Source organism: Halostella litorea, assembly GCF_004785955.1.
In the GTDB taxonomy this organism is placed as follows: Archaea; Halobacteriota; Halobacteria; order Halobacteriales; family Natronoarchaeaceae; genus Halostella; species Halostella litorea.
Genome location: NZ_SJER01000009.1, coordinates 1 through 21,268, shown reverse-complemented (window position 1 = coordinate 21,268; position 21,268 = coordinate 1). Strand labels below are relative to the sequence as shown.

At 60.0% G+C, this 21,268-nt stretch carries 20 protein-coding genes; all 20 read left to right on the top strand.

Translation table 11 applies throughout. The features are described 5' to 3' along the window. The 20 genes from EYW40_RS18615 to EYW40_RS18515 all read left to right on the top strand — a co-directional run bounded on the left by EYW40_RS18615 (position 1) and on the right by EYW40_RS18515 (position 21,253). Complete coding sequence (locus tag EYW40_RS18615; RefSeq protein ID WP_135823113.1) at positions 1 to 1,122, top strand: TraC-like domain-containing protein; 1,122 nt, start codon at positions 1 to 3, stop codon at positions 1,120 to 1,122. Next, the gene (locus tag EYW40_RS18610) at positions 1,115 to 3,322 is read left to right on the top strand and encodes a VirB4 family type IV secretion system protein (protein ID WP_135823112.1); all 2,208 of its coding nucleotides are present in this window, start codon (positions 1,115 to 1,117) and stop codon (positions 3,320 to 3,322) included. Before EYW40_RS18615 ends, EYW40_RS18610 begins: the two co-directional genes overlap by 8 nt. Continuing rightward, a complete protein-coding gene (locus EYW40_RS18605) occupies positions 3,315 to 7,625 on the top strand; it encodes a primase-like DNA-binding domain-containing protein (protein ID WP_135823158.1) in 4,311 nt (1,436 codons plus the stop codon). Before EYW40_RS18610 ends, EYW40_RS18605 begins: the two co-directional genes overlap by 8 nt. A 351-nt stretch (positions 7,626 to 7,976) precedes the next feature. Further along, positions 7,977 to 9,239 carry a phage NrS-1 polymerase family protein gene (locus tag EYW40_RS19755; RefSeq protein ID WP_161973254.1) on the top strand — a complete coding sequence of 421 codons (1,263 nt, stop codon included), beginning with the start codon at positions 7,977 to 7,979 and terminating at the stop codon, positions 9,237 to 9,239. A 211-nt stretch (positions 9,240 to 9,450) separates the two neighbouring features. Then, positions 9,451 to 9,984: a DUF7342 family protein gene (locus EYW40_RS18595; RefSeq protein ID WP_135823111.1), complete on the top strand. Its 534-nt coding sequence runs from the start codon at positions 9,451 to 9,453 to the stop codon at positions 9,982 to 9,984. Between the two features lie 8 nt (positions 9,985 to 9,992). Beyond that, positions 9,993 to 10,427, top strand: coding sequence for a toxin-antitoxin system TumE family protein (locus EYW40_RS20480; RefSeq protein WP_135823110.1), 435 nt, complete (start codon positions 9,993 to 9,995; stop codon positions 10,425 to 10,427). Positions 10,428 to 10,554: 127 nt separating this feature from the next. Next, positions 10,555 to 11,043: a hypothetical protein gene (locus EYW40_RS18585; protein ID WP_237560649.1), complete on the top strand. Its 489-nt coding sequence runs from the start codon at positions 10,555 to 10,557 to the stop codon at positions 11,041 to 11,043. A gap of 182 nt (positions 11,044 to 11,225) precedes the next feature. Next, positions 11,226 to 11,516, top strand: coding sequence for a DUF8069 family protein (locus EYW40_RS18580; protein WP_135823109.1), 291 nt, complete (start codon positions 11,226 to 11,228; stop codon positions 11,514 to 11,516). After that, positions 11,516 to 11,842: a DUF7558 family protein gene (locus EYW40_RS18575; protein ID WP_135823108.1), complete on the top strand. Its 327-nt coding sequence runs from the start codon at positions 11,516 to 11,518 to the stop codon at positions 11,840 to 11,842. The genes EYW40_RS18580 and EYW40_RS18575 overlap by 1 nt, the downstream gene beginning before the upstream one ends. Before the next feature lie 71 nt (positions 11,843 to 11,913). After that, entirely contained in the window at positions 11,914 to 12,216 is a 303-nt protein-coding gene (locus EYW40_RS18570) for a hypothetical protein (protein WP_092635685.1), read from the top strand. Further along, positions 12,217 to 12,729 (top strand): PIN domain-containing protein, encoded by a 513-nt coding sequence (locus EYW40_RS18565; protein ID WP_135823107.1) that lies wholly within the window; start codon positions 12,217 to 12,219, stop codon positions 12,727 to 12,729. A gap of 31 nt (positions 12,730 to 12,760) precedes the next feature. Further along, on the top strand, positions 12,761 to 13,090 hold the full coding sequence (locus tag EYW40_RS18560; protein ID WP_135823106.1) for a DUF8158 family protein: 330 nt from the start codon (positions 12,761 to 12,763) through the stop codon (positions 13,088 to 13,090). Positions 13,091 to 13,756: 666 nt separating this feature from the next. Then, positions 13,757 to 14,623 carry a DNA-binding protein gene (locus EYW40_RS18550; RefSeq protein ID WP_135823105.1) on the top strand — a complete coding sequence of 289 codons (867 nt, stop codon included), beginning with the start codon at positions 13,757 to 13,759 and terminating at the stop codon, positions 14,621 to 14,623. A gap of 263 nt (positions 14,624 to 14,886) precedes the next feature. Further along, on the top strand, positions 14,887 to 15,999 hold the full coding sequence (locus EYW40_RS18545; protein ID WP_135823104.1) for a winged helix-turn-helix domain-containing protein: 1,113 nt from the start codon (positions 14,887 to 14,889) through the stop codon (positions 15,997 to 15,999). After that, the gene (locus tag EYW40_RS18540; protein WP_135823103.1) at positions 15,992 to 16,705 is read left to right on the top strand and encodes a hypothetical protein; all 714 of its coding nucleotides are present in this window, start codon (positions 15,992 to 15,994) and stop codon (positions 16,703 to 16,705) included. Before EYW40_RS18545 ends, EYW40_RS18540 begins: the two co-directional genes overlap by 8 nt. A gap of 8 nt (positions 16,706 to 16,713) precedes the next feature. After that, positions 16,714 to 17,559, top strand: coding sequence for a hypothetical protein (locus EYW40_RS18535; RefSeq protein ID WP_135823102.1), 846 nt, complete (start codon positions 16,714 to 16,716; stop codon positions 17,557 to 17,559). Further along, positions 17,560 to 18,642: a CBASS oligonucleotide cyclase gene (locus tag EYW40_RS18530; protein WP_161973253.1), complete on the top strand. Its 1,083-nt coding sequence runs from the start codon at positions 17,560 to 17,562 to the stop codon at positions 18,640 to 18,642. Between the two features lie 22 nt (positions 18,643 to 18,664). Continuing rightward, the gene (locus EYW40_RS18525) at positions 18,665 to 19,243 is read left to right on the top strand and encodes a hypothetical protein (protein WP_135823101.1); all 579 of its coding nucleotides are present in this window, start codon (positions 18,665 to 18,667) and stop codon (positions 19,241 to 19,243) included. A 95-nt stretch (positions 19,244 to 19,338) separates the two neighbouring features. After that, positions 19,339 to 20,265 carry a transcription initiation factor IIB gene (locus EYW40_RS18520; RefSeq protein ID WP_135823100.1) on the top strand — a complete coding sequence of 309 codons (927 nt, stop codon included), beginning with the start codon at positions 19,339 to 19,341 and terminating at the stop codon, positions 20,263 to 20,265. A 100-nt stretch (positions 20,266 to 20,365) separates the two neighbouring features. After that, positions 20,366 to 21,253, top strand: a complete 888-nt coding sequence (locus EYW40_RS18515) for a biosurfactant protein 1 (protein ID WP_135823099.1) — start codon at positions 20,366 to 20,368, stop codon at positions 21,251 to 21,253. Positions 21,254 to 21,268 lie beyond the last annotated feature (15 nt).

The following is a 21,268-nucleotide window of genomic DNA, read 5'->3' as shown; positions in this document are numbered from 1 at the left end:
ATGTCAGCAGATCAAGACGCGGCCGCACGGCGCATCATGGATCAGTTCGGCGAGGAGAGTCGCATCCCGTATCTCAATATTGAGGAAGGGGACGTCGGCATGCTCATCGCCTTCCCAATTATTGGGCTGTTTATCGCTGGCCTCACCGGGATCGAGTCGCTTGCCCTCCCGTTCGTCGCTGGCGGGCTTGGCTTTGGCGTTGCCGTCATCTACGTCTCACCAACCCACCTGAACGCTTGGACGTGGACCAAAGACGTCTATCGGTACCTCAAGCGACCTCAGATCACGTTCAGTGCGCCCGCCGACGCCGACACGAGTACCAACGAGTCAGAGCGCAACGAAGGCGGACTCGCGAACTACACGCCGTTCAAGCCGGACGAGCGAACGCAGGACCTCACGAACATCAAGCGGGCGTGGCCGGGTGCTGGTGCCATCCAGCGTGAAGACGGCGCGATGGAGGCGTTTATCGAGATCGATCCGGCCAACATGGACTTCGCGATGTCCGACGACTGGGCGCAGCTCCAGGACGCCGGCGAAGAGTTCGCTAACAAAGAGCTGGACTCGAAGCTCAAACTCCACGCCACAACCCGTTCCTTCCCGGTCGAGCAGATCACCGAGACCATCGAGGATCGACTCACGGACGAAGACGTCACGGAGAACCCGATTTTCCGGGAACTCCTCGAAGAGTACCGAGAGACACGGCCGAAGGAGATGCGTGACCGGGGTATTCAGCAGGTCCGGTACTACATCGGCGTTGAAGTCAGTCCGATAGAGGTCTACGACCGCTTCCGCGACGAGGGCACCCCCGCAGAGAAGCTGACCCAGTTCCCCGTCATCGGGTTCCTGTTCAACCCGTTCGTCACCCGCCGCGAGGACCTTACCGACGTCGAACGTCGTGCGCAGATGTTCGAGAAGCTCGACAGTCGCGTGAACGACGTGCGATCCGAGTTCATCCAGCAGGCGTCGGGGTGGTCCGCACGTCGACTCAGCACGGTCGAGCTGTTCGTTCTGAATATGGACTTCTGGAACGGCCGCGAACACGACTACGACGAGGCGGAGCGTGTGGTTCGCGACCAATCGATCATCGGCCACTCGCGCCGGGAGGATCCACACGATGCGTAACGTGACCCTCCAGACCGGTGGTGGCGCGCTTGGCTCCGTCGCCGGGTGGCTCCAGAACCTGACACCAGCAGAGAGTGCAGTACTAGCCCTTGCAGTGGGTCTCGGCCTTGGCGTCGGCAGTAAGTACCTCTGGGACCGCTTCACTGCGGATGATGAACCAGACGTGGACTTTACCGATGTCCTCGACGAGGAGACACTCGAAGAAGGCGAGGCCGAACGCAAGCTCCTCGACGACATCTCCGAGTCGCACAAGACCGTCACCGCTCCCGGAGCTGTCGAGTGGGAAACGCGAGCCGCACGGGTCGGCGAACAGTGGACGACGACACTCTACATCGCTAACTATGCCGACTATCCCAACGACGGGTATCTGAGCGACCTCTTCGAGATGACCGATGTCCAGTTCGATCTGACGGCCCACATCACGCCGAAAAATCAGGAGCGGGCCCGGAACGAACTGCAGGACATCGCTGACGACCTCCAGGTCGATGCTGACCTCGAACAGAGTATCCGGAGCGCCTATCTCCAAGAGCGCGCCAACGAGGCCGCAGCGACGTACAAGGCCGTCGAGAACGGCGCGAACGTCTTCGACCAAGGGATGTTCATCACCGTGCGGGCCGACGAGAAAGACGAACTCAGAGATGCCGTCCAGACGGTCAAGAGCGCGCTCCGCGACGACCCGGCGAACCTCACGCCGAAGACGGCTATCTGTCGGCAGGATCTCGCCCTCCAATCCGCCGCGCCCATCGGCGACAACGAATTCGGGCGGACATCGATTGCGCTCGGCGGCGCCGTCGGCGCGTTGCTGTCCTCGCCGCACAACGCGACGATTCTCGAGGAGGGCGGCGTCGAGTTCGGGATTCACAAAGATAACCAGAGTCCCGTGGTCATCGACCCGTTCGCGCGGGACAACGGGTACGCGATGTTCACCGTCGGCGACACGGGGTCGGGGAAGTCGTTCAGTTCGAAGCAGAACTTCATCCGCTCCATCGAGCAGAGTAAGGACCGTATCGGCATCATCCTCGAGCCGCTGAACAACTGGGCCGGTGTCTCGGAGGCGCTCGACGCCAAGCGGATCACAGTCGGCGGGACGCTCGGGCTGAACCCCTTGGAGATTCGGGAGACGCCCGAACACGTCCAGCGGGCGATGGGCGAGGACGCGAGCCCGTTCAACGAGAAACTCGACGACGCGATGAGCTTCCTGACGAACTTCTTTGCCCTCCGGGGCATCTCACTGGGAGACCGGCGCACCACGCTCGAACTCGCCCTCAAACGTGCCTACCAGCGCAACGGCATCACCGACGACATCTCGACGCACAGCAATCCGAGTCCGACCATCCGTGATATGATGGACGTCTTCGAGGACATGGTCGACGACCCTGAGGAGTTCGTCGTTCGATCCGACGAAGAGGCAGGGAAGATCAAAGAGGACGCGACGTGGCTCCTCGATCAGCTGCGCCCCTTCGAGGACGACGGTCGCCACGCCAACCTCGGCCAAGAATCGGATTTCGACATCCGGGACGAGAAGGTCATCTACCTCGACCTCGCCCAGCAGGAGGGCAGCGTCGACAGCAGCACGGCACTGACGATGCAGCTACTCATCTCGCTGGTGTACGAACGGGCGAAGGTCTCGGAGAAGGAGGTCGTGTTCTACATCGACGAGGCGCGCTACATCATGCAGGACGCCGCGAGTCTGGCGTTCCTCGAGACGGTGTTCCGGCACCACCGCCACCACGACCTCTCGATCCGGCTGGTCACCCAGACCGTCGACGAGTTCTTCGAGCACGCCGAAAGCGAGGCGATCCTCGATCAGTGTGCCGTCAAGCAGTTCCACCGCCTCGACGGGATGGACAAGGAGTGGGCCGACGAGTTCGGGCTGAATTACGCGCAGATGCGGTTCGTCCAGGATGCTGTGCCGGGCAACGAGGACGCCGGCTTCTCCGAAGCACTGGTTGGCGTCGACGGCGAGTGGCGTGGGATCCAGGTCAAAGCGATGCCCAAGGAGAAGCAGGTCATCGACTTCGAGCCAACCGAGCAACGGCGAGCCTCACTCCCCGGGACTGGTGAGAACGCCGTGGACGCGGACGTGCAGGCGTTCCAAGACGATATTGAAAGCCGAGCGACCGACAATGGACAACGCCCACCTGAGCAGACGCCAGCAGAGACTGATGGTGGCGCAGCGGGAGGTGACGACGATGCGTGAGTACCTTCGCGTGACGCCAACCTCCGAACGGCTCAATCCGGAGCGTCTGCCGCAGGCACTGGAGAGCCTCCACAAACTGACCTCAACGGACTCGACAGGACTAGTTGACACACTCAATCCGCTACACAGCGACACACCGCTACGATTCGAATTTCTCGCGCTGAGCGAGGGGAAAGATGACCCCGTCGAATTCTACTACGGTGCCGACGACCATCTGGATACCCTGGAGAAACGGCTCCGGTCGATCTATCCCGGGACCTTCGACATCGAGCGTACCGAGGTCGACGTCGCATCTCGACTCGTACAGCCTGTCGAATTCGACCGCGAGACATTCGTCGAGCACTATGAGTCGGACGAGCTCTCGTACGAGTTCAGTCCTGATGAGCAATACGAACGTGGCACTGACGACAACAGTCAAGCGGGGCCAGGGGACGCCGAATCAGTCGCGGATGGAGGAACGGTCGGCGACCAGTTTCCCGACCACTTCATCGAGATCGGCGATACTGCCCTCGAACTCGCCCCACCAGATGCGATTCCCGAGGATGAGCCATTCACGACACTTGCCAAACCAACGGTAACATCGGAGGGGACGATACTCGCACGGCCAGCGACCGAATCCGTCTCCCCACTCGGCGTGCGGTGGCAAGGGTCGGCGACTCGGAAGCAAGACTGGATGACCTCACTCTCGCCATTTACTGCCGACGACGAAGCGGAACTCCCAGCCGTCGATCAGCCAGGAGGTGCGCTCGCGTCGCTCGTCGACCACCTGATGGAGGCGACAGCACCAGTAGCGTTCCAAGTCGTCTTCCAACGACACGAGAGCTGGCAGTCCGATGCCGACCTTCGCAAGGAGGACGTCATCGACGGACGAGACACACTCGCTCAGGAGATTATTGGCTCCCTCTTCGAACTCGACGATCAGCCGGAGAGCCGGGACAGAAACCAGCTTAGCGACGCGGTTGCAAAACGTGTCGCGGCAATCGAGGCGAAAAATCCGAAGCGATCGTTCACCGCGAACATCCGAGCAATCGGGATTCCCTCCGGTGGTGACGGTCGCGATGATCTCGATGAGCGAATGCAATCACTTGTTCCGGTATTCGACCCGCTTGACGGGCCGTACTATGAGGTTGCGGCCGAACGGGTACGCGACAGCGGCTTCCGGGCAGCTACGAAAGACCGAAACGCACGAGCGGCGCTGCAGCGGCTCTTGGATCGTGAGATCACGACTGGCCGCGGGACGACTCGACCGGAGTTCGTCCTGAGTGGCCGAGAACTCGCGAACTTCGTACTCGTCCCCTCCTCGGAACAGCTTACTGTCGAGGGGACACGTGGGACGCGTGCGGAACAGCAGAGTCGGAATCCGTTGCCCCGTCCGCACCAAGACCTCATGAGTGAGTTCCGAGACGGGATGGCAATCGGGTATGCCCTCGACGACACCGGCGAGGCCGAAGACGTGCCGACACACATTCCACCCGGACTGCTGCCCACTCATTTCGGCCGGTTCGGAACAACCGGTTCTGGGAAGTCGAAAGCCCTCATCAACGATATGCTGTCGCTGTACGACAACACCGAGGGGCCGACGATCCTCATCATCCCGAAGAACGACGATATGGCCCAGAATTATATGCGGGCTCACGCGCGTCGGTTCGGAATGACCGACCTCGAAGAGAACGTCGTCCACTTCCCAATCCCGGACGTCCTCCCCGGGTTCTCGTTTTTCGATCTCGAACCGTCGATGGAGAGCGGACGGCGCCGCGAAGACGCCGTCCAACGGAAGGCCGACCACTACGAAGAGATTTTGAAGCTCGTGATGGGAACCGACCGCTACGAGCGGGCGACTGTGGCCCCAACTCTCATCAAGACACTCATCAAGGCACTGTTCGACGAGGAATACGGGCGTGAGAACGGGCTGTACCGAGCGTCGACGGACTATTTCGCCCACCGACAGCTCGAACACGTCGTCGACCAGCTCTGGGAAGCCGGGCCACCGAACGAGAACATCGGCGACGCTCCACGGTCGAGCGACGAGGAAGTCACCCGGACGATTCGACGGCAGCTCCAGTTAGATTCGAACACCTTCGCGAACGTGATGGGCGGTGTCGGAAACCGCCTTGCGTACATTTCACAGGATACGCACCTGCGGCAGATCTTCAACAATACCGAGAACCAGTTCGACTTTCGAGATGTCCTCGACGAGGATACGGTCATTCTCTTCGACCTCGGCGACCTCCGCGACGACGCCGCCCGGATTATGACCGGTGTGATCCTGACCAATCTCGATGCAGCTCTCAAGGACCGCAAACAGGCCCTCTCCCAGCACTCCGACGACTACGTCGTGAACTTGCTCGTCGACGAGGCAGCATCGGTCGTGGTCTCCGACATCATGAATGATCTCCTTGAGAAAGGCCGGGGATTCCGGCTCTCTGTTGGCCTGTCGATGCAGTTCCCCGAACAGATGGAGGCTGAAGGTGGGCGGAAGATCTACCTGAACGCTCTGAACAACATCGGCAGTTCACTCATCGGGAAAATCAACGTCGACCGGGAACTGGCGCGAGCGATGGCCCACGAAGAAATGGACCCCACAGATTTCGCTAATCGGATTCGTTCGTTGCCGCGCGGAGAGTGGATCGCCAGTCTGCCAAGCCCTACGTTCGGTGAAACAGGACCATATCCGTTCAGTCTCGAACCACTCCCGATTCCACCGGGCCACCCCGAGAGTGAATTCCCGCTCACTGAGCGTGAAGAGGAGGAGTTCACTGAGACGCTCTCCTCGATGCACGAGCACATCAGTGACGAACACGGCGTGCCGGCCGCAACAGACGCCTCAACAACGAGAACACCGACCGACGGACACGGGGTGCTCGATATCGGGAGCGATGACCTGGACGTCGCGATTGCGAACGTGGTTCGGAGTCTGCAGCTTCGAGAGGGCTGCCGTGAGGAAAACGGCTGGGTGGCCGTTGAAGCAGTTGACGACGAACTCAGACGGCTCTTCGACGACGTCGACGCCGAGCCGCCATCGTATGATGCCCTCGCGGACATTCGAGAACGATCACGATACCTCGATACGACCGTCGATATCGACGCCGACGAGCTCCGCATCCGGCTCACTGACGCCGGAGAGGATGTCTCGACACCCGATACTGGTAGCGTGCAGGCCGCTGGTGGGAGTGTCCACGACACAGCACTCCGCCAGATCGAAGAGGAGCTCACCGCACTCGGCTTCACCGTCTCGATCCTCACACAGGATGGCGGCGAGAAACCTGACGCGAGGGCGAGCCACCCCGACGTTGCAGACCGATTCGCCATCGAAGTCGAAACGACGACACCCGAGAATCCCGCAAAGGTGCTCACGAATCTCCGGAAAGCCCAAGAAGCAGGGGATATCCCGCTGTTTGTCGTTCGCCCAGGAAACGACGAAACTGAGTGGGCCGAGCGTGTCGACGGCATTCTCACACCACCCGTCCGTACTCTCCAGAATGATGAGACACGGTTCTACACGACTGACTCGAATCTCACGTTCAACGGTGGAGCGACCGAAGAAGGTGGAGTGACGGCCGTGCGACCGGCGACCGACGACGAGAACGGGACCCAGAACATCTGGCAGCGTGATAGCGACGAGATCGTCCTTCGTGATGCCAGCGGGACGGAACACATCCGCCTCCCGTCGCTTGAAAAACTCTCGAAGGACCGTGTTCCAGCCATCTACAGCTACGACCACGCTGCCGACGAGTACGTGGTATACGAGCACGGTGAGCAACACGTCTACGAGACGAAATCGGCGTTTGAGGACGACTGGGTGCGCATCAAGAAGCCATTTGTCCCCGAAGCCGAACTCCCCGTACCAGACTACACACGTTCGACGTACGGCATCGTTATCCTTCACGATGAGGCGGAATCGGTCGTGTATGAAGACGGTGAGAAGCGGCCACTCTCAGCAATCACTGACGGGGCATTCCGTCCCGCATCGCCTGAATCAGCGGCCGCTGACGAACCACCCAGTCAGACCGACCAGGCCGATGAGACAGTCGAGGAAGACCAATCGCCACCGTCGTTCGAAGCGTTTGTCGACGAATATCTCGTCGAAGACGCGGATGAAGCCGTGCCGAAAGACGATGTATTCGGTCTCTACAACGACTGGGCAGAGGCACACGGCATCGACGATCCGCTGAATAAGAGCTGGTTCACCCGGAAGCTCAACACCCACATCAAGGTGGACTCCACGAAGAAGCGAATCGGCGGGGAACCCGTCCCGCATTACACTGGTGTCCGCATCCGGTCTGAAGAGGACTTTCAGCCATGAAATGGACGTACACGGTCCAATTCCCGATATCATCGGGACTTCTTGAGACCTGTTCCACCCAAGCTGAATCATGACCTCATCCAATCAAACTCGAAGGTCGGAAATCACCCGGCTGCGGCATGTTCCACCCAAATCTTCAATGGGTGGAACAGCTACGAAACGGCCGAAATGGGTGGAACACGCTCACGTCCAGCGATTTTTAACCTGCTATAGCGGGTGTTCCACCCAACAACCAACTAGGATAGAACGGGGGGTCCCCGTTGGGACCAAGGGATTGGATCGCGACGTACAGCAGAGTGAGTTCTGTGCTGGCTCAGAGCCAGTGAGAGCCATGCGAGGTGCTACGTGAGGATGAGTGACCCCATCGTCAACGAGCCGGAGGCGATTCCGGAGACGTTACGCGAACGCGACCAGTGGGTGTGCTGGCGCGAGGAGGAGCGAGACGGCAAACCGACGAAGATTCCGGTGACGCCAGGGGCTGGGGGGTTCGCGTCAGCAACAGAGTCGGAGACCTGGGCGAGTTTCGAGACAGCACTCGACTACAGCGAGACAGAGCACGCCGATGGTATTGGGTTCGTGTTTACTGACGACGACTCCATCGTCGGCATCGATCTGGACGACTGCCGCGATCCCGAGACAGACGACGTCGACGACGCGGCGCTGGACATCATTGAGCGACTCGACTCCTACACCGAGGTGTCACCGTCCGGTACCGGCTATCACGTCCTGATCACTGGCGCACTCCCCGAGGGGCGGAACCGGCGCGGGAGCATCGAATTGTACGACACGGCACGCTTTTTCACCGTCACTGGCGACCACGTCGAGTGGACACCAACACGCGTTGCACGCCGGCAGGACGCGCTCACAGCGATTCACCGCGAGTACGTCCAGGACACAGAGCGTGACACAGCCTCCGAGTCCGAACAGCGTGATGGCACTGACGCCCGGTCACCGACGACCGACGCAGCCGACGTCGACGTCGACCTCGAAGACGAGGACCTCCTCGAAAAAGCGCGAAACGCATCGAACGGCGAGAAGTTCGAGCGGCTCTGGAACGGGAATACGGTCGGCTACGACAGTCAGTCCGAGGCCGACATGGCGCTGTGCTGTTTGCTTGCATTCTGGACCGGCGGCGACCAGACGCAGATGGATCACCTGTTCCGCCAGTCGGGACTCCACCGCGAGAAATGGGACGAGGTTCACTACGCTGACGGGTCGACCTACGGCGAGAAGACCATCGAGCGAGCGATTGCGACCACATCGGAGTTCTACAACCCGGACGCCGGCGACGACGCCGCAGATCCCCACGGCACACCTGACGAGGTCACAGCTGGCGGGACACCTGACGAGGCAGACCGGAGTCGTGCGTACCTGACGGAGAAAAACCGACTGTTGAGCGAGCGCGTCGACGAGCTCGAAGCAACACTCGAACAGAAGACGGAGCGGATCGAGACTCTCGAAGCAGAGGTCGAGCGGCTCACCGACGAACTCGCAACCCGTGACCGGGAGACTGCGCAGTCTCACGAGGAAGACTCCGGTACTGCGAGAGAGACCGATGACGATTCAGAATCACCCTCTATGTTGAGTCGATTCTTCGGTGGCCAGTCCGAGTAGTAGCGCCGCATCACCTTCATCCGAGAAGCCCTCCCTCGAGAGTTCTGGTTCCGCGAGATAGAAGTATTAACCAACGTTCTCGCTATATTGCGCTGTTTGTTGGTTAACTACGCTCAATCTCGCCGCAAAATGGGGGCTATCGCAGGATACTGTTGTTCGGGAAACTATTCCTCGAAGTAAGAACTATATCCTTAGACCTGCAATTCTGAGTATGTCCGAGACAGACGCCGCCGATGGGCCACCTCCCTTTGAGGACGCGTTCAGCAGCGACGACGTCGAACAACGCGTCTACGGCACCATCCTGCAGACCCGCGAGCCGACGGCGGCGAGCGCGATCGCCGACAGCGCCGACTGTGACCCCAAGACCGCCCGGAAGTATCTGGGCTGGTTCGACGATCTCGGCATCGTTACCCGGCACGACGGCCACCCAGCCACCTACGAGCGTAATGACGCGTACTTCGAGTGGCGACGCATCAACCAGCTCGCAGCCGACCATTCTGTCGAGGAACTCCAGGACCGCGTTCGTGAGCTGACGACGCGCATCACCGAGTATGAGGAGGCGTACGACGCCGCGTCACCGGCCGCCGTCGACGCCGTCGCCGCCGCGGAAGCCAGCGACGAACGGACCATCGACGACGTGTACAGCGACCTCGCCGACTGGGCGACCGCCCGCGAGGAGCGTGCCCGCTACGAGCGCGCACGCCAGCAACGCACGGATGGCGAGCGCGAACAGGCATCCGGGTAGCCGGCTCGATGGTGCCACCGACAGGCGATGGCGGGAGCCCTGCCCCCATCGATCGTCCCATCCTTGAGTTCCTTCAGACACGGCTCCAAGCCACCGGACAAGTCTCCCACGCGGCCATCACGGATGCAAGCGGCCATCTCGAGCTTCAGGTCGTCTTTGCATCGTCATACTACCCAGCGCCCGTCGACGACGCAACCCTGACTGTCCGCTGGTACACGAACGACGACTTCACAATCCACTATCGAGAGGTCCATTCGGAGCACACCTGGGAATGTCGATGGGATCGGCATCCGAACCCCCACAATACGCGCGACCACTTCCATCCCCCGCCCACCGCCCCGACGCCTGGTGACGATGACTCTTGGCCGACCGATCATCGTGATGTCCTGCAACTGGTCCTCGACGAGGTCGAAGACCGGATTGCAGTACTGTGGGACGACTAGACGACTCCCCCGCAGTGGCGTTTATCGCGCCGACCAAGGGTGACGGCGCTCAGCACGATGGGCACCACCACGAGAGTCGCCGTGGTGTCCAGCCTGGAGTCAGCTGAGTGCAGTCACAGGTGAACCCATGTCCACGTTCAGTAACTCCGAGACAGCGAGTGCATCGCCGTCAGAAAACCACACGAGGCCACCCCGAGAGACCGAGGACACAGAGTCACAGACATCCTGGCCAGACGATACGAGCAGCGAGGATGGAACACCAACGCTCAGGATGAACCAATGTCCAGAGTGCGGGAACCGTCGATTCGTCTCGAAACTCCTCGTGTACGAGATCACAGGCTACGACGAGAGCGGCGAGCAAGAATTCCGCCGCCAGCACGTCCGTGCAGAGTTCGAATACACCTGCAGTGAGTGCCAGACGACACTCCGGACGCTTCCCGCAGAGCGCCGCGATTACTACGACGAAGTCGCGGTCCTCGAAACAGAACGGCGGGCAGCCCTCCGTGATCAACTCCGCCAGCTGGGGAGGCGGGTTTGGCAGCGCCTTGCAGCGCGGACGACGTGGCTGGCACTCGGACTCGTGACACTCGTGACCGGGCTCGTGATCGCACTCTAACAGACCGACAGCAAGGGGTGGCTTACAGTAGGTGTTGGAGTAGCGTCATGCTCCCTTCCAACCAGGAACGGCTAGCTGGAGGCAGATAGCTGACGTAGGACATCATGCCCGCACCGCAGGTGTGTCTATCGGCGCCAGGAGGCGTGAGGCGCGCTCGAAGCGCGTCCAGAGCGTGAGCTTCCATGACTGGACCTGATATCATCGACGACACGACAGGCGACTACGACCGGCTCGAAACCGAACTCGTTGCACAGGACCGGGATGCGTCCCGAGTCGCGACGGCGGACATCGACGAGGCGACTGCCCGCCGTCTCGTTGGCGACCTCGTCGAGGACGATGTGGTGGCGCCGATCCCTGACCAACGCATTCTCGTCCACGAGCCCAGTAGCAAGCCCTTCAAGTCGATCACCCAGCTCGCCGTGTTCCATCGTGGCTGGCAGGCCGCCACCGACGCCGACGCGGAGGACAACTGATGCAACAGACGCTTTCTGGGTGTGGGTTCTGCGATTCACCGCCTGGTACAGCGATGGGCGAGGCGCATACGTGGGGGAAAGACGAACGGGTGACGCACCCAATCTGTGTCGACTGCGCCACCCAGACGCGGTCGGATCCCGACGAGCGCGACCACCACGCCTGCGACGGGTGCGGACTGGTCGTCGGCGCCCTCGCGGCACTTACCCGGTTCCGCGTCGAACTCGGCCATCTCGAGGGGCCGCTCCAACTGTGTGCTCGCTGTAGCCCTGGTGGGCTCGCGACGTACTGGACGCGCGACCTCACGGAGCACCTCGTGGCCGAGTGACGCTTAGCCGAGTGAGGCTCACATCGTACACACGAAAACGGCTAAGTGCGTTGGCTCACAATGTACACATCATGAGCACCGATAAGAAGCGCGTGCAGTTTCGGGCCCCCGATCGGCTCATCGACCGGGCCGACGCACTGGCCGCAGTCCTCGGGGAAGACCGAACAGATATCCTCGTGACCGCGCTTCGGGAGTACCTCCAAGACGCCGCTCACGACGACGCACTCACCCAAGAGATCGCTGCCGCCTATTACGACGATGAGATTACCTTCGATCAACTCAAAGCGCTCGTCGGCGCCGAGGAGGCGGCAAACCTCCGCGTGTTGAAACAGCAGTTGGACGAGGACTTCATCGACGAGGTCGCCGACGCTTAGATGTCGCGGCTTATCGCAGACGCCTCCGCCCTCGTGAGTCTCGGGATCGTTACTGACGACGACCCCGATCCACTCGCACTCTGTCTCTCCCGGTACGAGGTCGTCGTCCCAACAGCGGTCATCGATGAACTCCAAGAGATCGCCTCGTACGATGACGTCCATGGACACGCCGCGTCCGCCGTCCTCGACCAAACAGAGTCATTCACGACACAGTCGGTCGACCTCGATGCCGAGTTCCCCCTCGATGACGGTGAAAACGCGGCGGTCACGCTCGCGAACGATCTCAATGCTACGCTCTTCCTCTGTGACGAGTTCAACCAACTTGGCTTGATCCACGCCTCACTCGCTGATACTCGGCTCGTCACGACACCGACGCTGCTCTCGGTTCTCGTTCGAGCTGAACACCTATCAGCTGCCGATGCGCGGCTGCTCCTCGATGCGATCAGTGACGCCCGTAGCTGGGGCGCGAACAGTTACGTGCAGCGAGCTCGCTCATTGCTCAAGGAGCCCTGACACCGTGGAGGATCCTTCGAAGTGATTTGGAATGCCCGATAACGACGCTCTCTACGACGTTTGTGAACGAACCAAGAATCCCGAGCACGCATCAGTTGATGACGTGGTCGAACTCATCCTCGAGCGCGCACAGCATCCCCGGACGGAGCACCGGGACGCACATCTCGACGAGATGATGGCTACTGTCGTCGATAGGTACGGGACCGGCCCCGTCCGAACTGTTATCCATCGCGTTCTCGTCGACCACCACCCCTTTCGGACTGCCACGCATGACCTCGAGATGCGTAACGTCGACGGTGTTCGTATCGGGACAGCAGCCGGCCAGTTCCTGACAGAATTGAACGCGCAGCACGACGATTGAAATACAGTTTCTGAAAGCCCTCGGCCGCTCGGCATCCCGCGACCACCGCTGCGCGCCTCGTGCCTGCGGTGCTTGCGGGGTCGGGGGACGGCCGAGGCGGCCTCGCCCTTTCTGAGTCCACCAGGACGGTAGCTGGATCGCCGAGTGTCGCGGCCGGCTAGACTGGTGTGTCCGTTATGGCCCGCCCCGCTCGCCGCGTTCCGCCCTCCGCGTCGCTCGCGACCGACCATTCCGGGCGTGCGGGCGCTCTCCGCACCGCCCGCGCCCGTTCCGGGCTAAAATGGATGTGCCCTCGGCGCCAGCGGGTATCCCCGTCGGTTGCGCCCCTTGCGGGCTTTCGCGTTCCAGCGCTTTGTGCCGCCTGCGCTGTCGCGCGCCACACTGCGGCGCGCGTTCTCGGCGACAGTCGCCCTGGACACGGACCCGCACATCGGGCCGGACACGAGCGGGCATATCCCGCTGGCCGCTCGCTCCGGGCGGGTCGGTGCGCGGTGCTGGATGATCGTCCGCCTCGGGCGCGCTCTCGCTCGCGCCCACAGGGCGCTCGCGAAGGCGCGAGCGAGAGCGCGCAGATGGTTCTGTCGGTTGTTGTCGTCGAGGAAATCCGCGATGTTGTAGCATCGCGGTGTCGGGCGCGTGAGCGCCTTCAGGAACCAGTGAGTTCCAATGTCAAGTAAGAACGTCTCCAGTGAAGTAGTTTCGGTCGATGAACAGGCTTTCGAGAAACACGATGAAGTTGAGGTCGACGAGGATGGGTTCGAAGTCGTCGACGAGACCCCGGAGTTCCGGGCGACGGTCGACATGGAAGTGCAGGCGAAAGTCGATTCCAACCACCCAGATGCGCGGGTCAAGGAAGGCCCGGATCACATGTTCGGGAAGACTCTCGAACAGGAGGAGCGAATCGAGGCCCGGGAAGCCGAGCTGGAGCACATCAGTGCCCAGGCGGAACTCAGTCAACAGGAGGGACGCGCGAAGCGGACGCGGGAGGTCGTCGTCGAGCAGTGTGGCCTGGATGAGCCCGAACCGGTGGAGCGCACGGATCCACGGGAGAAACTGACGCAAGACGAACTCGCAGCGGTGAACAAGCAGGCGATGCGGATCTGCGACGAAGTGCAGGGCGGCTGGTCGAGAGCAGTCGTCGCGAAGCAGTTGGCCGAGAAGGTGCAGCGCGGAGAGGACGTGACGAAGGCGGTGCTGGAGACGTTGGAGGAGCAGAAGGCGGTCCCCGGTGCAATCGTGCCCATCGCGGATGTGCCGGACGTGCCCGTCGGGGAAGTGACGGTCCAGGGTGAAATCACTGAGCTCTGGGCTCCAAGTGACAACTCAATTCAACAAGTCGGGCTCATCGAAGACGAGAGCGGGCGCACGAAATTCACGGTCTGGGAGAAGAGCGGGAAAACGGTGGTTCGAGAGGGGCAGACGGTCAGATTCAGAGCGGTCAAGAAGAACTGGTACCAGGGCCGGTGCAGTCTCGCGATCACGGGCTGGTCGAGGATCGAATTCCCAGAGCGCGGTCGGTGGTGGGAAAAATAGCCAGTTAGCCCAGCCTTCTTTTTTTGCTGTGTGCCGGACCGGCCCTGACCCCGCCGCCCCACCCTCCGCTCCGTGCTCGCTCCCTGCGGTCGCTGCGCGCGCAGCCACAACCGTGGGGTGAATCGCCCCTGCCGTGCGAAATTGGGTCTGTGATGTGGTGTGTTTGCGGAATGAGCTGTGATTAGACGTGTTACTGACCCTAGTGTTTTATTACTTTGGGGAGAGTACGACAGTTTGAATAGAAGGGGTACTGTACGAAATCCATGGTTGATTCCGATAAGCAGCATCGATTCGAAGAAGCATTTGCACGCGGGCAACAGGGCGATATCAGCAACTACGAGGCCTGGCTACAGGACCAAGATATCCGCCCCGACCGTGTGACAGAAGGGTTCGTGTCACAGTATTTCCGGGAGCAACCGGAAAACGCACCCAACCACGACGCTCAGCTTGAGGAGATCGCTGAGTTCCTCGGGTTTTTCTCTCGACGAGAGGGACCTCATCATATCCCTATTGTCGGAGTAACCGGTATCGGGAAAACCCAGCTTCTTGCGACTATCCAGCATATGCTGGACCAGCTAGAAACCGGATTACCGTCCCGAGAGTATTCCGCGGCCCAATTCAAGGAGGATACAGAGGAGAGCGAACCATATTGGGACGGTGTTCTTGCTGAACTCAGCGACTTGGAGAAGGCCATCATCCTATTAGATGATTGCGAGGAGGATAAGCGGATTGAGCATTCGCTGGGAACGATTAGTAGCCGCATTGCAGATGTGTTCGTCGTGACGACATGGACGCCTGAACGATGGAATATGGTGAAAGACGAGATCAACGACACGCTCACGGTCTCACAGGTGGTGGAGCTTTCACCGCTAGATGAATCGACCACGATCGCGGCATTGGATGCGACGATGCAGGCGTTCAGTACAGCCCCAATCGAAGTATCCACAGATCTGTACCAGCGTATCTACGAGTGCAGTTCTGGTATTCCCGGCCTGTTCCATCAACTCCTCCGTGAAACACTAAAAGAGACCTTTCTCAACGACCTGGAGCTTAGTGACGTTGGTGCAGTTGATGCAGCTGCACGGACGCTCCACCTAGACGGTGCAGCGGAACGTATCTACGAGTTATCGGAAAAACAGGTGCTAATCCTCAAACATGTGCTGTTGGCCCGGCATCCGCAGGGACGTCGACCTTCGGAATTGGTCGAACTCCTAGATCGGGACAAGTCCACAATCTCGTACCATCTCCAGAATCTCTTCGATGATTCGTTGTTAGAGAAAGAGAAGTCTGGTCGGTCCGTGTTTTACCGGGTGGCTGCCCCAGTGAAACCCTTAGTGCAGCGCCGCATTGCGCAGGAGGGCGAATTCCATGCCTAGTTACAAATTGATACCAACACCCCACGACGATCTCGATACGGACGACGTCGAGGATCGAGTTGCACAGCTCTCAGCCCGAGAATCAAACGCGGACTTAGGCCGGGGAACACTTCCAGAGACGTTAGACAGCGTAGCGACTGACGTCTTCTGGTTCGAGTACGCGATTGAACGAGAGTTTGAATACGAAACGCTAGGTGGTGAACACGAAACGAAGATCCTAGAGAAACACCCCGTTGTGTTCCTAGGCGGTGACTTCGTTGCCATCGGTAACTGCAACAAGGAAGTCGAAAACGAACTCCAAGAGTTCCTTGAGACCAATTTCGTCCCCGGCTACTCCCTCGAAACCCTCAACTTCGAAGAAAGCACGCTCCAGCAGATCATCGAACAGGCGCCGGACATTGTCAAAGCAGACCTCAACCCGACGCAGACCTCAGAGCCAGAGCAAATCTCAGGCCGAGACCGGCGCAGCCTGAAAGCCACGGACTTCTGGGACCGGTACGAAGGCGAACCCGTCTCCAAGGTCAAGGTAAAGCTGCCAAACGAGGGTACTGAAATCACGGTCGGGTTCGATAAACGCGGCATCGTTATCCTGTATGAACAATCGCTGACCATGCGGGAACAGGTAGAGGCGTTACAGTACGTTGCGGACAACGTCCTCTCTCGGTTCATCGACCCGCATTATCAGACGACGCTCCTCGGAGAGTGATCTAACCAATGACACAACACCAGATCCCCACTGAAAATCACCAGGGATTCAACATCGCATCGACAGACGAAGCACCAACTGGGCCTGTCTTACTCATCGAACGACAGGAAGCCCACGATCGCTTCCACAATGACCACCCCCGCCAGTTGACAGTGCTGCTTCGGATAACCGCTGTAAAAACGTTAGTCAACAAGGGAGAAACAGCTGAGTCCTATTTCGGAGAGCGTGTCACTGTCATTACGACCACGACGATCAACGACCGCCTGCTCTCCGACCTCGGATGGGACGACGAACTCGCGTTGATCCAGCAATTCCAACCGGACTTTCACATCCCGTGCGACTACCCCGTTTACAAGGAGAACGACCCGCTGCTTCGGCGAAAGCACGTGCTCCAATGCCTCAAAGGAACGATCTGGATGGCCAGCAATCTCTACGGCGCTAAAACCCGGATCATTCCTCTGCTGAAAGGTGAGACGCCGCATGAGCGCCGGCTCTGCTACCAGGTCTTTCAGTATCTCGGGGCCCGATATTGCGTGTTCTACGGTACGCAGTACTTTACGGCGAACATCGGGTTCTACCAGCTCCAAGAGGATCTGCGAACCGTCGTCTCCGAAGCACCCGATCTTCAAGTGATGCTTATCGGCCTGCAAGCCACGCATCGACTGGAACAGCTTCCACCACAGATCGTGGCCGCTGCAGGCCAACGCTGGATTGACGAAGTCCAGCTCCGCGACATTCCCTACAAACAATCACAGGAACGCTACACACAGATGGAGGCCAACATCAATGGTGCGCTCGGACGTGGACAGATGCCGATTATGGCCTGGTCGAGCAGTGAGGAGGTGACGGCATAAATGGGGGGCGGCTACAATTCCACCGGACAGACGTACTCACATAGCGGCCGCGAACCTGGAGACACCGGCGGAGCTGGCCAAGCACTCCATGACGCCATTTCCGGCGATCCCGAACCGGAGTCCAAAGAGGAACCGGAGAAGGACGAAGTCGAGGATTGTTACGAGGATCACGTCGAGGAAACCGAGATCACTGACCGTCAGACAGAGACGATCTCTGATCGGCGCGACGTGCTCGTCGATATTCTGAGCGAGGACATGGAGATAGAGGACAGCCAACTAATCGGGTCCTACACGCGGGGCACAATGACGGCTCCCTTGAGCGAGGATTCGGACGCTGACGTGATGATCGTTCTCGATGCTGACGAACACCGGCAATGGATCGAACAGGAAAATGGACCACGCAACTGTCTGAATGCTATCAAGCGGCGTATCGAGAACGACCCCCGGTTCTCACAGACCGAGGTGAAGGTCGATCAGAACGTCGTCCAGGTCAAGTACCATGATTCGACCATCGAGATCGCACCGGCCTTTCACTATAGTGAGGTGCCCCATGCGGACCATCCACGGGGGATGTTCGGCCTGTTCACCGACGCAAGCGATGGTTATGCCATTCCGGATACGCATGGCGGGCAGTCGTGGCAGGGCACCAATCCCCGCAAGTACAAGCAGATGTTCGATGCTCGGGACCAAGCACACAATGGGAAAGTCTCCGGGCTAACCCGAACAATGAAAAAATGGGCCGAGACCACCAACGTCCCCGTGCGCTCATTCCACATGGAGACGATGGTCTACAATTACTTCGAGGAGAAGGCCCGCCGCGGTGAACCGGTCCCGGACACCTACCAGGAAATGACCCGTGAATTTGTCCAGACCCTGCCCAACCGGGTCAAGAGCCAGACAAAGGAGCCCGTCTATGATGAACGGGTCGACCAGGGAATGAGCCGTAGCGAGCGTCGAGAAGCCGCGAAAAAAGCGAAGTCGGCCAAGAAGAAACTAGAAGAGGCGAAGCAGCTTCAAGAAGAAGGAAAGACCGAGGAGGCGAAAGAAAAGCTGCAAGACGTCCACGGAGACGACTTCAGCTAGACAACAACGAAGGTGATGCTGGATGGATGACGATGACGTTGATCTCGATTTCCGTAACCGGATCTACAATCGGGCATTAGAGGAACAGAATAGCAACCTCTGGAACTTCAAACGATTCTATACAGCCGCCAGTTTTTGGGGCTGGATCGACGTCGGTTCAGCAGTCCTCACCGCGATCATGGGCGCAATCCTCACCTATGGATTAGCCTGGCGAACCATCCCACTCTGGAGCATGGTTTCGCTCTCCCTCCTCGTAGGCACTATTTCACTCGCAAAAGCAAACCGGAAGCCGGGGCAGCGCGCAGAAAAGCTCCACGACATGGGTCGGAGTTACCAAGAGCTTCACGACGAGATTAAAGATTTCATCGAGCTCGATTTGAAGGACGGAAATCGGGACAAGGAATGGCTTCGAGACAGATTTGAAGAACTCGCCGTCAAGCGGCATGACCTGAAGTCAGAAGCGAAACTAAGCGGACTGTGGTACCGATGGCTGAAATGGCGACGCGAGGACGAAATCTACGAAGAAGCCACGACCACTGACGAGGAACGACAGTACTTAGATTCGGAAGGATTCAACGACGGTCGCGATAAGAAATTCTAAGGAAGTATTGAGTGCGACACCGCGTAGCGTTTATTGACCCCTCGATAGGTGAGGGGCTTGCCGTACTGGCAAGTTCCCTGAACACGGTGAGAACCATGGCAACCAGAGACATCTACGAAACTGGCTTTGACGAAGACGTCCGAACGGAATCGAGTGCGAACCAGTGTCCCGAGTGCGACGGCCGGGTCACCACCAACGCAGTCGAAACCATCTGCGAGGATTGTGGCCTGGTCATCGACGAGCAGCGGATCGACCACGGGCCAGAGTGGCGAGGGTTCGACGTAGACGAACGGGAGCGCACGGGTGCTCCGTTGACGGCGGCACGACACGATCGAGGGTTATCGACGGAGATCGGCCGCGGGACCGATGCGAACGGGAACGAACTCTCAGGACAGAAGCGACGGCGGCTCGCTCGGATGCGGCGTGAACAGACCCGTGGGCGGTTTCAGTCGAAAGCTGAACGCAACCTCGCACACGGGCTTAGTGAAGTCCGCCGGATCAGTAGTGCGCTCGAACTATCTGAGACGACCCGTGACCAGGCCTGCCAACTATTCCGTAGCGCTCAGAACGAGGACCTCCTGCAGGGCCGGTCGATCGAGGCGATGGCCGCCGCGAGTGTCTACGGCGCGTGTCGGTGTAACGGGCGGCCGCGAACGCTCGACGACATCACCGAGTCGGCGCGCGTCGAGCAATCGCGGGTGACGAACGCATACACGACGCTGAATACGGAACTTGGCCTGCCGGCCCAGCCGGTGACGCCCAGTGCGTTCGTTCCGCAGTTGGCCTCGGAGCTCGACGTCTCCGATCAAATCCGGCAGCGGGCTCGGCAGCTGGCAGAAGCATCGGAATCAACCGGGGCAACCACGGGAGTTCGGCCGTCCGGGTTCGCCGCAGCCTGTCTGTACAAGGCCGGACGCGAAGACGGACGGTGGCTCACCCAGTCGGACGTCGCTGACGTTGCGAACGTCTCGGTAGTCACCGTGCGGACCCACCGCGATGCGCTGGACGAACTGGCTGTCTAACGCCCACACTGCTGATTTTCGTTTGTATGTCTGTAGGCTGATTGATGTGAGAGCCATTGTTTAAATCCGAAGACGAAGCATGATACGGCCAGATCACTCTATGACCGACCAGTACGCCGACTACGAAGCCCTCCGACCGCTCGGCGAAGCGACCCACGTTCCCGACGATCAACTCGCCAGTAGTAGTGGCGAGCCCCGGCGGCAACGCTCTGGTGGCGTCGACACGGACTATCCAGATGGCCCGACAGCAGATGAGACCGAGTGCGCTTCCTGTGGAGCGTCAATCCCCGCTGGCCAGTCGAAGTGCCGATTCTGTCTCACGAACCATCTCGAAGCAGCCGACGATCAGGACACATCGACTGCCGAAACGACTCTCCTCCACGTTATCCAGCTGCTCGTCGAGGCGTCGACGTTCTACGGCGCCGTCGGGAAGGGATCTGCTGCGGCCACCCTCCTCGCGAGGGCAGATGATGACCCAGTAGTCGATGACTGCAAGCTAATCTATGATCTCGACGAGGAACCGGCCCCACAGCTTGTCGATCAGTGGCCCTCGCTCCCCTCGGCGACACAGGTCACGTCTGAATGTGGTAATCAGCTGCTCGCGGCTGCTCGTGAGCGGACGGCGTGGACAGAGACGACGCAGTCCTGTCACGACGGCGAGCACACGACGGTCCTCTACGAGGAAACCGGGAGTGGGGTTCACTCCGAAGAGCGTCTTGCAAGCCTACGTGAGGACGCAGACGACGACCTCTGGCTGGTGCCGGCGATTGCGCTCCAGGAATCCGTTGGCAAGACCGATACCGAACAGCCACAACGCGAGCACCCAAACAGAACTCACCTCGAGTGTCGGGAGTGTGATCGGGAGACTAAGCATCGATTTCGCGATTTCGAGGCTGCCCCCGATGACGAATGGACCGGGCAGCCAATGTGGGGCTGTCAGCGGTGCGGCACGCCACGCTACGGGCCCGAACCCGAAGCCGGTCAGTAAAGACGACGTCAAATT